Annotated in this window: 12 protein-coding genes; 5 read left to right on the plus strand and 7 right to left on the minus strand. The window is 36.8% G+C overall.

The window, feature by feature from the left end:
• Nucleotides 1-127: 127 nt before the first annotated feature.
• Nucleotides 128-781 (minus strand): fructose-6-phosphate aldolase, encoded by a 654-nt coding sequence (fsa, locus tag F3J23_RS05535; RefSeq protein WP_167025367.1) that lies wholly within the window; start codon nt 779-781, stop codon nt 128-130.
• 152 nt (nt 782-933) lie between these two features.
• On the opposite strand from fsa, the gene F3J23_RS05540 reads away from it, so the two are divergent.
• The gene (locus F3J23_RS05540) at nt 934-1,422 is read left to right on the plus strand and encodes a YdeI/OmpD-associated family protein (RefSeq protein ID WP_167025370.1); all 489 of its coding nucleotides are present in this window, start codon (nt 934-936) and stop codon (nt 1,420-1,422) included.
• A gap of 94 nt (nt 1,423-1,516) precedes the next feature.
• On the opposite strand, the gene F3J23_RS05545 is transcribed toward F3J23_RS05540, so the two are convergent.
• The gene (locus F3J23_RS05545; protein ID WP_167025373.1) at nt 1,517-2,077 is read right to left on the minus strand and encodes a tetratricopeptide repeat protein; all 561 of its coding nucleotides are present in this window, start codon (nt 2,075-2,077) and stop codon (nt 1,517-1,519) included.
• 187 nt (nt 2,078-2,264) lie between these two features.
• On the opposite strand from F3J23_RS05545, the gene pepE reads away from it, so the two are divergent.
• From pepE to F3J23_RS05560, 3 genes are read left to right on the plus strand one after another with little or no spacing between them, the layout of a single operon-like run.
• Nucleotides 2,265-2,957 carry a dipeptidase PepE gene (pepE, locus tag F3J23_RS05550; RefSeq protein WP_167025376.1) on the plus strand — a complete coding sequence of 231 codons (693 nt, stop codon included), beginning with the start codon at nt 2,265-2,267 and terminating at the stop codon, nt 2,955-2,957.
• Between the two features lie 51 nt (nt 2,958-3,008).
• On the plus strand, nt 3,009-4,382 hold the full coding sequence (gene dacB / locus F3J23_RS05555; protein WP_167025378.1) for a D-alanyl-D-alanine carboxypeptidase/D-alanyl-D-alanine-endopeptidase: 1,374 nt from the start codon (nt 3,009-3,011) through the stop codon (nt 4,380-4,382).
• Between the two features lie 7 nt (nt 4,383-4,389).
• On the plus strand, nt 4,390-5,556 hold the full coding sequence (locus tag F3J23_RS05560) for a sensor histidine kinase (RefSeq protein WP_167025380.1): 1,167 nt from the start codon (nt 4,390-4,392) through the stop codon (nt 5,554-5,556).
• Nucleotides 5,557-5,614: 58 nt separating this feature from the next.
• Here F3J23_RS05560 and F3J23_RS05565 read toward each other — a convergent pair whose 3' ends face one another.
• The 5 genes from F3J23_RS05565 to F3J23_RS05585 form a co-directional block, all read right to left on the minus strand.
• A complete protein-coding gene (locus F3J23_RS05565) occupies nt 5,615-7,471 on the minus strand; it encodes a PDZ domain-containing protein (RefSeq protein WP_167025382.1) in 1,857 nt (618 codons plus the stop codon).
• 135 nt (nt 7,472-7,606) lie between these two features.
• The gene (locus F3J23_RS05570) at nt 7,607-9,238 is read right to left on the minus strand and encodes a M1 family metallopeptidase (RefSeq protein WP_167025384.1); all 1,632 of its coding nucleotides are present in this window, start codon (nt 9,236-9,238) and stop codon (nt 7,607-7,609) included.
• A 141-nt stretch (nt 9,239-9,379) separates the two neighbouring features.
• Entirely contained in the window at nt 9,380-10,207 is an 828-nt protein-coding gene (tatC, locus tag F3J23_RS05575) for a twin-arginine translocase subunit TatC (protein WP_185156429.1), read from the minus strand.
• 66 nt (nt 10,208-10,273) lie between these two features.
• Complete coding sequence (locus F3J23_RS05580; RefSeq protein WP_167025386.1) at nt 10,274-10,759, minus strand: hypothetical protein; 486 nt, start codon at nt 10,757-10,759, stop codon at nt 10,274-10,276.
• Between the two features lie 110 nt (nt 10,760-10,869).
• Entirely contained in the window at nt 10,870-11,829 is a 960-nt protein-coding gene (locus F3J23_RS05585) for an SIS domain-containing protein (RefSeq protein ID WP_167025389.1), read from the minus strand.
• A gap of 158 nt (nt 11,830-11,987) precedes the next feature.
• On the opposite strand from F3J23_RS05585, the gene recQ reads away from it, so the two are divergent.
• Nucleotides 11,988-14,192 (plus strand): DNA helicase RecQ, encoded by a 2,205-nt coding sequence (recQ, locus tag F3J23_RS05590; RefSeq protein WP_167025391.1) that lies wholly within the window; start codon nt 11,988-11,990, stop codon nt 14,190-14,192.
• The last annotated feature ends 97 nt before the right edge of the window (nt 14,193-14,289 follow it).

A 14,289-nucleotide genomic window follows, 5' to 3' on the forward strand; every position in this document is an offset into this window, starting at 1 on the left:
TTTTGATTCAGGGAACAGGAAGTTGTTAAATCAGATATTGGATATAAACTTTAACTCAACAGATATACAAACAAAAAATCCCGGAATTGATGTTCCGGGACTGTATATCTGAAATGACTTTCTGTTCTTATGCTAATTTCTGAGAATCTGCAATAAACTGAGCCAATCCGCTGTCAGTTAATGGGTGCTTTAATAAGCTCAAGATCGGAGGCAGTGGAGATGTAATTACATCAGCCCCGATTTTAGCACAGTCGATGATGTGCATAGAGTGGCGGATAGATGCTGCTAAAATTTCAGTTTCGAACATATAGTTATCGAAAATTAATCTGATTTCCTGGATAAGGTTTAATCCGTCTGTAGAAATATCATCCAATCTTCCTAAGAATGGAGAAACATAAGTTGCTCCGGCTTTTGCTGCCAAAAGAGCTTGTCCTGCAGAAAAAATTAATGTACAGTTGGTTTTGATTCCTTTATCAGAAAAATATTTTAAAGCTTTGATACCGTCTTTGATCATCGGGATCTTTACTACAATATTCGGGTGGATTGCAGCCAATTCATCTCCTTCTTTAATCATCTCTTCATAAGTTGTAGAAAGAACTTCTGCAGAAATATCTCCGTCTACAAGTTCGCAGATCGTTTTGTAGTGGTTTTTGATGGCTTCAGCTCCCTGAATACCTTCCTTAGCCATTAATGAAGGGTTGGTAGTTACACCATCTAAAATTCCAAGATCTTTAGCTTCCTTGATTTGCTCTAAATTAGCTGTGTCAATAAAAAATTTCATTTTGTTAAATAGATTTATTTCCGCAAAGATAAGTGATTTAATTGAGTTATAAATGACGAAGTGTTTGAATGTAAAGTTTACAGGAAATAAATTTTGGTTGTTCTGAATCTGAAATTTATTTTTGTAACGATCAATTCAATTATTCAATATCCATGAAAGACAACAGTTTCACAGCAGCCTTGGAAATTATCGGAATCAATCCTTTTGTTTTTATTCCGGAAGAAGTTTTGGAGAAGATTTTTAGAGATTCAGGAAGAAATAAGAGCCCGGTTCCGGTGAAAGGGACAGTGAATGGAAAAGAGTTTACCCAGAACCTGATGAAATATTTAGGAGAATGGAGGTTGTATATTAACCTCACGATGCTTAAAAACTCCCCCAAAAGAATAGGAGAGACCATAGAAGTTGTATTGGAATATGATGATGCGGACAGAAGTATTTCCATTCATCCACAATTAGAAAAAGCGATCAGGGAAAGTAGTCTTGCATCTGCTAATTTTGAAAGCCTGATTCCTTCAAGAAGGCATGAGCTGATTCGTTATATCAATAATCTGAAAACGGAAGCAAGCATTCAACGCAATATTGAAAAAATCATCCGGCATTTGCACGGTGAAATAGACTTTTTCGGAAAGATGATTGATTAAATGGAGATCAAGATGATTGACGTTGGATTATAGAATGACTTTTGTTATTTTAAAAAGCTCCAATAAAAAAGCCGGAAAATTTCCGGCTGTTATGTTATGAATTTAAAGCTTTGCTTAGCTTTACTGCATCCTGATTGGTAGGATCATACTGTATGGATTTTGCAATATGCTCTTTCGCTTTGGCAGGATCACTTTGCTGCTCTGCAAAAGCAATGTAGAAATAGGCGTAAGCCAGATTTTTCTTATTTTGCTCTACTTCTTCCGGTTTTACCGTTGCAATATACTTTTCATAAGCAAGTTTTGCGTTGGCATCATCTTTAGCAGATTGGTAGGCATACGCCTGGCTGTAATAAGAAGGTGCCCAATCCGGTAATAAAGCGGATATCTTTTTCCAAGTATCAATGGCATTCGTCCAGTCTGAAGCTTCCTGATAAGCAGTTGCCAGTTTGGCCAATGATTCCGTATCCTTAGGATTAGCAGCAACCTGTTTTTTCAGAGCTTCAATAGCCGGATTGGTTGCCTGAGTTGTAGCAGCTGTATTCGCTGTATTACTGGTACTGTCTGTCTGGGTAGTTTGTGCACTTACAAAACCTGCACTTCCAACAAGGAATAATCCCAGAAATAAATTTTTAATATTAACTGTCGCCATTTTCATATTCTTATATTTTAAAATTCTGATTTGTTGAAATTCAAGAATAATTCCATAAAAGCCCAAATTTTAGAAGCTTTAGGTTTTTTTAGAAAATATTAACGGATAGAATGTTTTTTTTAGTTTAATTTTTGATTCGTTGAGGTTTGAGTTTATCTTTGTAATTCACTTTTTTATAATCAATATAATTCATATGAATATCATATTAGCATCAACATCCACACTTTTCGGCGGCGAATATCTGGAATACTTAAGAGAAGAATTAGTTCAATTATATAATGGAATTGACGAAATTGTGTTTGTTCCTTTTGCAAGACCCGGAGGTATTTCCCATGATGATTATACGGCAAAAGCACGTTCTTTCTTTGAAACCATCAATATTAAAGTGAAAGGACTCCACGAATTTGAAAATAAAGCTGAAGCTCTGAATCAGGCAAAAGGTTATTTTACAGGAGGAGGAAATACTTTTTTACTGGTAAAAACATTACACGAAGAAGGATTAATGTCTGTTTTGAAAGAAAATGTTGAAAATGGAAAAGCATACCTTGGATGCAGTGCAGGAAGCAATATAGGAGGGCAGAACATGAAAACAACGAATGATATGCCTATTGTCTATCCACCAAGCTTTGACTGTATGGGGCTGGTTCCGTTTAATCTGAATCCGCATTACCTTGATCCGAATCCGGATTTGAAACACAATGGAGAAACAAGAGAAACACGTATTCAGGAATTCCTTACCCAGAATGATACTAAAGTGGTAGGACTAAGAGAAGGAAACTGGATCAGAAGAAAAGGCGATCATATTACCGTTGAAGGAAGTGAGCTGACAAGGGTTTTTGAAAAAGATAAAGAACCTTATGAAATAGAGGCGGGAAGCCTTCTTTAATTCGTAAGCTTTAACGAAAATCTTTTTTATATTTGAATAAACAACGATGCAATGAAAAAAACACTTGCAGTTCTCACGTTTTCTGTACAGATGGTTGCCGCTCAGAATCTGGCCCAGAAATTAGACAAAGCTACCAGGGATCTTATGGATTCTTCGGGAGCCGTTTCTTCCAGTTTATCATTTTATGTATCTGATGAAAACGGTAATTTTATTTATGAATATCAGGGAAGTAAAGGACTTTCCACGGCTTCTACACAGAAGATATTTACAGCTGGTGCAGCATTGGAAACATTAGGCAAAAATTATACATATACCACCACATCAGGTTATTCAGGAAATATTTCCGGAGGTACGCTGAACGGAAATCTGTTGATCAGTTCCAACGGAGATCCTACGCTAGGAAGCTGGCGGTATGATGCTTATAAGCCCGAAAGTTTTAAAAAGAAACTGATAGAAGCTGTTAAAAACTCAGGAATTACAAAGATAGCAGGTGATCTGGTTATTGATGACTCTTATTTTGATCATCAGACAATTCCCGGAGGCTGGCCATGGGATGATCTCGGAAACTATTATGGAGCCGGTGTATGGGGAATCAACTGGAGGGAAAATCAATTTGATATCAATATTAACGGAACAGACTTTAAAAGCTTTTCTTATCCGTTGGAAAATGTAAAGTGGCTTAATGATCTTAAATCCGGAGGAAGCTCGGATCAAAGTCTCATCTTCACAGCACCTCATTCTAATGTAGCCTTGATTAACGGAATGCTTCCGGGAGGAAAAACGGTTACTGTTTCGGGGGCGACTCCTGATCCTCCTTTGCAGCTGGCAGCAGAAGTGAAACAATGGCTGAAAGAATCGGGAATTGAGCTGTCCGGAAAAGCAGTAACAAATTCTCAGCTTGAAATAGAAGGGAAACAGGCATTACAACCCTCAAAAAACAATATAATCATGACTTATCAGTCTCCAACACTGGATAAGATCATATATTGGTTTCTGAGAAAAAGTATCAACCTGTACGGAGAAACATTGATTAAAACCTTAGGAAAAGAAAAAAAAGGAGATCCAAGCTTCAAAAGCGGAGTTTCCTATCTGAAAGAATTCTGGAAATCCAAAGGTATCAATTCAAATATGATCAATTTTGCTGACGGAAGCGGGCTTTCTCCTCAAAATTATGTTGCTGCAAAAGCGGAAGTACAGGCGCTTCTATATGCTAAAAAACAATCCTGGTTTGAAGCATATTATGATGGGTTTCCGGTTCAGGATAACGGCATGAAAATGAAGAGCGGAACCATGAGGGACACAAAATCTTTTGCAGGCTACCACACGGCTAAAGATGGTAAAAAATATGTGTTTTCAATCATTATTAACAACTATCAGGGAAGCGGAAGTACAGAGCTGCAGAAAATTCTGAATGTTTTAAAATAGAATAACTTTGAGGAAATCCATTCTTTCCAGACTGAATAACTGGATCATTTTTGTTGTCATGACTACTTTGGTAATTGCCATTGTAGTAGCTTCCACCTCACTTATTAACTTCCTCAGAAAAGAAGAAATTAAAAGGATCAGTTTGCTTTCTAAGGCGATAAGGATCCAGCAGGAAGTAAAAACTCCGGATACCGATGTTCTGGATCTTCTTCCGGATATCCTTAATATCAATAATACCATTCCGTTTATTGTGACGGATAAGTACAAAAATCCTATTCTCGATCTGGGGTATTACAGAAACATTCCTGAAAGTACAATTAAAGATCCCGAAAAGCTGCAGGACCTGATTCGGAATATGGAGAAAAACTATGTTCCCATTGAGATCAAAGTGCCGGACGGGAATAATCAGTTTGTGTATTATGATAATTCTCGGTTGCTTAATAACCTTCAGTATTCGCCTTATATTTTAGGATTGTTTATTCTGCTGTATTTCGGTTTTTCCTTTTGGTTTTTCAAAACGATTAAAAAAACGGATGAAGGCTATCTTTGGGCTGGTTTGGCTAAAGAAACTGCGCATCAGATCGGAACGCCTTTGTCTTCAATGATTGGCTGGATGGAGATTATGAAACTGGATAATCCGGAATCAGAGGGAGTGCATGAAATTGAGAAAGATATTGAAAGGCTGAGAACGATTTCTGAAAGATTTTCAAAAATAGGCTCAGTTCCCGAACTGAATGATATGGATTTCAATGAAACCATTCAGGAAAATTATGACTATCTGAAGACAAGAATTTCCAGAAAAATCAATTTTACACTGCACCTTCCAACCTATACATTGCTGGTTCCCCATAACAAAATTCTGATGAGCTGGGTGATTGAAAACCTGGTAAAAAATGCAGTAGATGCTATGAAGGGAGAAGGCTCCATAACATTGTCTGTTTTTGAAAGAAATAAAAATCTTTTGATCGAAGTAAAAGACACAGGAAGCGGAATGACCAAGCAGCAAGCCAGAAGCGCTTTCAATCCGGGATATTCAACCAAAAAAAGAGGTTGGGGGCTAGGGCTGTCATTGGCAAGAAGAGTAATCCATGAATATCATAACGGCGATATCAAAATTTCCCAGACTGAAATAGGGAAGGGAAGTACGTTCAGGATTACAATCAGAAAAGCATAGTCATTTCTCATTAAGATAACAGAAACAAAAAAGCGGGGAAATTTCCCCGCTTTTATATTTATTTTTTACCTGTCAGCCACTGAGTTTGCAACTTCAGTTCTGCCGGAGTTGGATTATCCTTGAAAACTGGAGTCTCTTTAATCATTTTATCCAGAATAGCTTTCCCTTTAAGGTTCATTTTTTCTTTCTTACCTGCATTATCTCTTAAAATTGTTACCGTAACTTCTTGTCCGTCTTTTATGGTTCGGGTATAACCAATAAAGTCCTGTACTTTTTTGATGTCTACTGTTTTTCCATCTAAGGCAAGAACCTGGTCGGTGATTTTAAATCCAATACTTTTTGCAAAAGGAGACAGTGCTGAGTTTTCATCAAAAGCAAACGCATTATTTTTTTCATCAAAACCGGTTTGATTAGGGTCTTTAATAAACCAGAAAATAGGGTGGCTTTCCTGCTTCTTGATGTCTACACCTACCATATTCAGGTACTCTGCATAAGGAGTCGGCTGGTTTCCGGCGATATATTTATTATAGAAATCTTTTACCTGCGGATATCCGGTTACTGTTACCAGTTCATCAATCAGTTTATCATCTTTGAAAGGTTTGTTTTCTCCGAATCTTTGAGACAGTTTTCTGATCATATCTCGATATCCCATTTCTCCATTGGAAAGTTTTCTCAATTCAATATCAAGGCACATGGCTAAAAGAGCTCCTTTCTCGTAAACGTTTCTGTACTGATCTTTGTAAGGCTCCTGTAATACATTTTTACTCATTACTGTGAATGGCATTGTATCATCATAGCTCTTGGAGTTGGCAATTTTTTCACCTATTCTTTCAAGGAACTGGTCTTTATTGATCAATCCTTCCTGGATCTGGAATAGATTGGCGAAATACTCTGTTCCTCCTTCATACATCCATAGATGCTGAGACATTTTAGGATCTGCATAATCGAAATAATGAATCTCTTCAGAATGGGTTTTCAAAGGATTTACCGTATGGAAAAATTCGTGGGAAACCACATCTGTTATGGTGTTGTCAATAGCGTCCTTCGGCATTGCTTCAGGAAGTACTACACTTGTGGATTCGTGGTGTTCCAGTGCTCCGAAACCTTTAACTTTAGGTCCGTCACCGCCTGAAAGATAAAGCATGATTGCATACTTTTTATTGGTGTTCATATCCCCAAGGAATTTCTTCTGAGCAATAACCATTTTTTCCAGATTGTCTTTGAAATCTGCAGCTTTGTATTTTCCGGTTGGAGAATATACGCCTAATACAAGATCCATTCCTCCGGCATTAAAGGTGATGTAGTCAGGCTTAGTGTACATTAGCGGAGAATCGGTTACTTTAGCATAATTAGCCAGTGTATAGGTATCCGTAGCATCAGATTTGTCCTGATCTACCAGAGCTGTTGTTCCATAAAAATCAGTTGGCTTTTGTACGATCAGCTGATAAGGAACATCCTGCATATTATCAATATATCCGATAAACCCATGAGTATTGATCATGTACACCTTTCCTGCCTCAATATCTGTTCCTGACGGAGAAAATACAGCTTTATGTTTTGAAGTATCTGTTTCTTCATCAAAGCTGTCATTCACCAGATAAGAAATTTTGGAAAGATTCTGAGCGTTTTTCAATGAATATGTATTGTCATTTACTTTTGTATATGTAAGCTCTTTACCTTTATTGTCATAAAATTTAATTCCTTCGATGAACCTTCCATAGTCGTCTACAGAATAAGTGCCGGGAACCGTTTTAGGGAAGTGAAATTTAACATCCCCGGATTTCATTTTCGGAAATTCCATGGTAACGGCTACTTTATCATCTTTTACATTGACAAGATCAATGGTGGTTTTAATAGACTGAGCATTTGCTAAAAAAGCGGCAAAAATTCCCAGGCTAAGTACTGTTTTTCTCATTAGGTTTACATTTATAGTTAAATAGTTGTTTTTTTTGTCATTTTGTTACGGGTAAAATATTAAACTTTTCTTAAAATTTCAGATGAAAAGAGAAAAGGCAAATTCGTGGATCCGCGAATTTGCCTTTTGCTTTATTTACTGAACATTCTTATAGTTGATATAATAGTTGTTATTAAACTCTACCGGAGTATTCTTATTAAGTTTCACCGTCTGCCATTCTTCTGTTGGGTTAATGGTCTGGTTATTATTAATGATTATAGGTAATTTCAGGTTTTTTACCACATCCGTATAACGGAATTTTAATGTATCCCCGTTCTGCGTATATTCAAGAGTAGGGATCTTTATCGTTCTCAGATATTGATCGAAGATACTTGAGAAGTCAATTCCTGATTTTGATGAAATATAATTTTCAATTTCCTGAGTAGTAACAGTCTGATGGTAGAAATCTTTGTTCAGTCCTCTTAAAATCTGCCTGAATTTTTCATCATTATTGATTACCTGTCTGATCGTATGAATCATATTGGCGCCTTTCGGATACATATCACCGCTGCCTTCATTTCTTACGCCGTATTTTCCGATAATCGGGACATCATTGTCAATGATATTTCTAAGGCCTATTAAATAGGTGTCTGCGGATTTTTTATCCAGATATTTTTCAGTAAAAAGAACCTCTGAATACATGGTGAAACTTTCGTGAATCCACATATCTGCCTGATCTTTTGCTGTGATATTGTTGGCAAACCATTCGTGTCCGCTTTCATGAATGATAATGTAATCCCATTTCAGTCCAACGCCGGTACCGGATAAATCCCTTCCGCGATAACCATTCTGATAACCGTTTCCATAGGCAACATTGCTTTGATGCTCCATTCCTAAATAAGGAGAATCAACAAGCTTGTAGGAATCGGCATAGAAAGGATAAGGCCCGAACCAGTATTCAAATGCAGAAAGCATAGGTTTTACCTGTTGAAACTGTTTTTTTGCCTTTTCTAAATTATAATCAAGTACCCAGTAATCCAGATCCAGTTTGCCTTTTTCACCGTCAAAAGTATCTTTGAAATTCACATATTTGCCAATGTTGGGAATAATAGAATAGGCATTAATAGGACTTTTTACCTGCCATGTGTATGTTGTTTTCGAACCATTGGTTTTCTTCTCAATAAGCCTTCCGTTTCCAACCCCTACAAGGTCATTCGGGGTGATGATTTTCATAATAATCCCATTATCAGGCTCATCACTCCAGATATCTTTGGTTGGAAGCCAGATTGACGCCCCAATTCCTTCATCGGCAACACTCATCCAGGGATTTCCTTTTTCATCTTTGGTGAATACCCATCCGCCATCCCACGGCGCATTCTGAGCAATGTGAGGATTTCCGGAATAGGTTACATCAAGAGTATATTTTTCTCCCTTTTTAAACTTTTTATTGGATGTGACAAAAATGAAGTCGCCATCCTGCTTATAACTTGCAACAGGGAAGCTTCCTACTACCTGATCAGCTTTCATGGGCTGTTGAAGGTCTATCTGAAAAACAGGATTCACAACATCTTTTATGATTTCAAAACTGATCTTGTTGTTTCCTTTAATACTTTTCTTCTCAAAATCCGGTTCTACGGAAAGATCATATTTTTTAACATCCCAGAAAGCTCTGAATTCGGTATTCGAACCTTTCAAAGTATCCTGTTTGGTAAAAACCTTATCCTTTTCAAAAAACTGCCCGAAAGCTAATCCGGACGCAAATAGAAGGGTGTATGATAGTCTTTTCATTTAAACTTGATTAATAATCTTTCAAAAATATAAAATTAAATTAATAGCCAAATGCCGGAGCTCAAATTAAAGATAGATTTTTTGTGGACATAAAAAAGCCCGGTCAATGCCGGGCTTTAGTATTAAACTATAATTGGTCTGTTATTTCTGTACTGCAGGAAGGTTACCGTTGCTCTTCTGTACTTTTTTGTATGTGAACGTACACATCATAATACTGAATTCATACAGGATAAGCAGCGGGAAAGCAGCCATCATCATACTCAAAACGTCTGCAGGGGTAATAATTGCTGCAACTACCATGATCAGAACAATAGCATGACGGCGGTAAGTTTTCATAAACTTAGGTGTCAGAATTCCGATGCTGGTAAGGAAATAGATGAGGATTGGGAAGAGAAAAATAACTCCCATACCCAGAACTACCTGTAAAAATAAGGTTGTATAATCACTCAGATCATAAAGTGGAACTATGATATCTGAAATTTTAAAGATCACTCCAAAATTAACCGCAAACGGAAGGATTAAAAAATAACCGCATAAAACTCCGGTCATAAATAACATCCAAACCGCATTGATGATATAAATCGAATTCTTTTTTTCTCTCGGATGTAAAGCAGGGCTGATAAAACGCCATAGTTCCCATACGATATAAGGAAATGCAGCTACCATTCCTCCAAAAATAGAAACAGCCATCATGACATTAAACTGCTGATACAGTCTTTGTACACGCACCGGAAAATCTTTAGGAAGATGAATACTGTCTTCTCCTAAAATCATTCTTGAAAAATGGTTAACAAGTCTGAAAGTAGGAAAATCATTTCTGGTAGGTCCAAAAAAGATATGGTCCATAATCCAGTTGATATTAAAACCCACTGCAAAAGCCGCAATTATGATAGCAATAATCGAACGGATCAGGTGCCCTCTTAATTCACCTATATGCCCAAGAAAGGACATGTCTTTACCTTCACTCACAGAATAAAATTTTAAAGCGCAAATTTATGAAATATTTAGTTAAATGACCGATGTTGGATTCTAAAATTATCGAGGTATATACAAAGCAAAATCAAAATCCCTTTCTTTAATATTCATTTCTGTTAAAAGGTCTTCTGCAGCTATGTTGATTTTTTTCCATCTTTCATCATGTTTAAGATTTAATAATTCAAAAACCCATTCTTCTTCCGATACTTCATCAGTAACGTTTTTAAAATCTGATATTTTCAGTCTCAGTGATTCGTTGATAAACTTATTCCTGAATAATGTTTCTATTTCTTCGTTGCTGGAAAATATACGTAAATCATCTCCGATATCTGTCAGAGACAGGCAGTCTGCAACAGTATTGAATTTTTTATCATCATAAGTACAGAAGATCAGGCATCGAATGACACGGTCAAAATAGTCCTGGCTTTTTTGATCATAGTACAGATTTCTATCATGATTAGAATATTCAGGGCTATAATCAGATTCCAGTGGCGGATGATGCATTGTATTTCTTTGTGAATCCTGATAATCAAGATATTTTTTCAAAAATATAGGGAATAGAATCAGCAAATAAAGAAAAATCATCATAAACCATAAAAATATTTAATTAAAGCTCTGATCCAAAGGTATAATGACTGAAATCTGTTATTTAATCTCTAGTTAATCCCTTCATCCAGCAGTTTATGCAGGTCTATAATTCCGAAATATTTTCCATTCTCAGTTACTACAAGCTGCCCGATATTGTTTTCCTTAAGGATTTTCATTGCTTCTTTGGCAAGAGCATCTTTCTCAATCGTTCTTGGATGAGCAGACATGATATCTTTAGCCAAAACCTTAGTGATATCTTCACCTTTCATCAGCATTCTTCTTAAATCTCCATCTGTGATAACACCGATAATTTCATCATCCGTAGTAACTACTGTAATTCCGTGGCTTGAAGCACTGATTGAAATAATAACATCTCTGATTGGCGAATCTTCTGCAACCTGAGGTTTCTGGGAAGAAAGAAACTGTTCTACCCTGGAAGTAAGGTTTTTTCCTAAACTTCCTCCCGGATGGAATTTGGCAAAATCATTAGCTTTGAAATCATTAAGCTCCATTAAAGCAACAGCAAGAGCATCTCCCAATGCCATCTGAATGGTGGTAGAGCTGGTAGGAGCCAGTTTATTGGGGCAGGCTTCAATATCAACATGGGTATCTAAGATCACTTCAGAAAACTCGGCAAGCTTACTGCCTTTATTTCCTGTCATCCCGATCAGGGCCGAAGAATAATCTTTTAAATAAGGAACAAGATTGGCAATTTCAGGAGAATTTCCGGAATTGGAAATACACAATACCACATCCTGTTTCTGAATAACTCCAAGATCTCCGTGTATGGCTTCCGAAGCATGCAAAAACTGAGAAGGCGTTCCGGTGGAATTTAAAGTAGCTACGATTTTATTACCTACATGAGCAGATTTTCCGATTCCTACTACAATAAGCTTCCCTTTTGCAGAGTGAATAATCTCCACAGCCCGGGCAAATTGGTCGTCAATTCTGTTTTTTAATTTTTCGAGTTCAGAAATCTCTATTTCTAAAGTGCTTTTTGCAATTGTTATAATGTTGGTTCTATCCATTTTACGATGATAAGGTATACAAAAAAGTTCTTAAAAAACGTTATATTTTAAAAAGAATATTTAATATAAATTTTATTTTTTATAAATTCGTTCGCTTTTATTTTAAGCAGAATTTTTATAACTTTGGGTGAGATGCAAATTTAGCAATAGAAAATTAGATGAGCGCAAAAAAAGCCAATTTATCAGGCGAATTGAAAAAGTATTTTGGGTTTTCTACATTTAAGGGCCAGCAGGAACAAATTATAGACAACCTATTGAATGGGAAGGATATTTTTGTTTTGATGCCCACAGGTGGCGGAAAATCATTATGTTATCAGCTTCCGGCTCTTATTTCGGAAGGTACGGCAATTGTCGTTTCGCCCTTAATAGCGTTGATGAAGAATCAGGTAGATGCAGTGAACGGCCTTTCATCTGATGATGGGGTAGCACATGTATTAAATTCATCATTAAACAAAACGCAGACCAAACAGGTTTTTGACGATATCAAAAGCGGCAAGACCAAGCTCCTGTATGTAGCTCCGGAATCATTAATTAAAGATGATTATCTGGACTTTTTGAAAGAAGTGAAAATTTCTTTCTTTGCTATCGACGAGGCCCACTGTATTTCTGAGTGGGGACATGATTTCAGGCCGGAATACCGGAATCTGAAACAAATTATTGACAAGATCGCTAATGTACCGGTGATCGCTTTAACGGCTACTGCTACTCCTAAAGTTCAGGATGATATCCAGAAAACTTTGGGAATGACGAATGCGTTGGTATTTAAAGAAAGTTTCAATCGTCCTAATCTCTATTACGAGGTATGTCCGAAGGTGAATGTAGATAAGGAAATTGTTAAATTTATCAATCAGCATAAAGGAAAATCAGGAATTGTTTATTGTCTGAGCCGAAGAAAGGTGGAAGAATTTGCCCAGCTTTTACAGGTCAACGGAATCAATGCACTCCCTTACCATGCCGGTCTTGATCAGAAAGTGAGAGTAGCCAATCAGGATAAATTCCTGATGGAAGAAGTGGATGTTATTGTAGCTACCATTGCATTCGGGATGGGGATTGACAAGCCGGATGTTCGTTTTGTGATTCACTATGACTTTCCGAAATCACTGGAAAGTTACTATCAGGAAACAGGAAGAGCAGGAAGAGACGGTGGAGAAGGCCATTGTCTGGCATTCTATGATCCTAAAGATATTGAAAAACTTGAAAAATTTCTTGCACAGAAACCAGTTTCAGAAAGAGAAATTGGTTTACAGCTTCTAAACGAAGTCGTAGGCTATGCTGAGACTTCAATGAGCAGAAGGCAGTATATTTTGTATTATTTTGGAGAAAGTTTCGATCCTATAAAAGGAGACGGAGCCCAGATGTGTGATAATTCATCCAATCCTCCGAAATTAAAAGATGCAACAGCTGACCTTAAAAAATCACTGGAACTCATCAGTGACACAGGTGAGAAATTTAAAGCGAAAGATCTGATCTCGGTGATTGTAGGAAAAGAAACTGCAGTAACAAAATCCTATAAACTGGAACAAAGTTCTCATTTTGGCTTTGGAAAAGAAGAAAAAGACAATTACTGGAAAACGATTCTGAGACAGGCAACCGTTCAGAATTTCTTACAAAAAGACATTGAAACGTACGGTGTTTTAAAAATTACCGAAAAAGGCAGAAAAGTTCTGAGTGGAAAATCCAAAGAAACCTTTTTAATTGCAGAAGACAGAGAATTTGATCTTACCCAGACCAAAGCAGAAAGCGACCAGGTGCAGCAGCAGGCTGGCGGCGGACTGGATCAGAATCTGTTCAATCTTTTAAAAGAATTAAGGAAAAAAGTAGCCAAGAAACACGGAATTCCACCATATACAGTATTTATGGACCCGAGTTTAGAAGATATGACGGTTCAGTATCCTATTTCTGTGGATGAAATTACCAAGATTTACGGAGTAGGAGAAGGAAAGGCTAAAAAATATGGAAAAGAATTTGCTGATTATATCAAGACCTATGTTGAAGATAACAACATAGAACGAACTCAGGATATGGTATTGAAGCAGGTGGCCAACAAATCCAGCCACAAAGTTTTCATTATCCAGAGTACGGATAAAAAAATTGATCTTGAAGATATAGCAAGAGCTAAAAACCTTTCTATGGACGAGCTTCTCAAAGAAATGGAAAGAATCGTTTATCAGGGAACAAAACTGAATATTGACTATTATATTGAAGATAATTTTGATGAAGACATCGTAGACGGTTTCATGGAATTCATGAACGAGTCTGAAAGCGACAGTATGAAAGTATTGCTGGATGAATTCGGAGATGAGCTTTCTGATGAGGAAGTGAGAATGCTGAGAATTAAATTTATCAGTGATGTGGCTAACTAAGGAATTGAAATATGAAAAAATAAAAAAAACTCTTCGGAAGAAGAGTTTTTTTGTGGGGTTCTCTCAAGAGTAAAATTTTACTACGGAAAGCATAAAT

This window comes from Chryseobacterium sp. Tr-659 (assembly GCF_011752975.1).
Lineage (GTDB): Bacteria > Bacteroidota > Bacteroidia > Flavobacteriales > Weeksellaceae > Chryseobacterium.

Coding starts and splice junctions, on each gene's coding strand:
- fsa (WP_167025367.1), bottom strand. CDS start 781: ATGAAATTTTTTATTGACACAGCTAATTTAGAGCAAATCAAGGAAGCT.
- F3J23_RS05540 (WP_167025370.1), top strand. CDS start 934: ATGAAAGACAACAGTTTCACAGCAGCCTTGGAAATTATCGGAATCAAT.
- F3J23_RS05545 (WP_167025373.1), bottom strand. CDS start 2,077: ATGAAAATGGCGACAGTTAATATTAAAAATTTATTTCTGGGATTATTC.
- pepE (WP_167025376.1), top strand. CDS start 2,265: ATGAATATCATATTAGCATCAACATCCACACTTTTCGGCGGCGAATAT.
- dacB (WP_167025378.1), top strand. CDS start 3,009: ATGAAAAAAACACTTGCAGTTCTCACGTTTTCTGTACAGATGGTTGCC.
- F3J23_RS05565 (WP_167025382.1), bottom strand. CDS start 7,471: ATGAGAAAAACAGTACTTAGCCTGGGAATTTTTGCCGCTTTTTTAGCA.
- F3J23_RS05570 (WP_167025384.1), bottom strand. CDS start 9,238: ATGAAAAGACTATCATACACCCTTCTATTTGCGTCCGGATTAGCTTTC.
- F3J23_RS05585 (WP_167025389.1), bottom strand. CDS start 11,829: ATGGATAGAACCAACATTATAACAATTGCAAAAAGCACTTTAGAAATA.
- recQ (WP_167025391.1), top strand. CDS start 11,988: ATGAGCGCAAAAAAAGCCAATTTATCAGGCGAATTGAAAAAGTATTTT.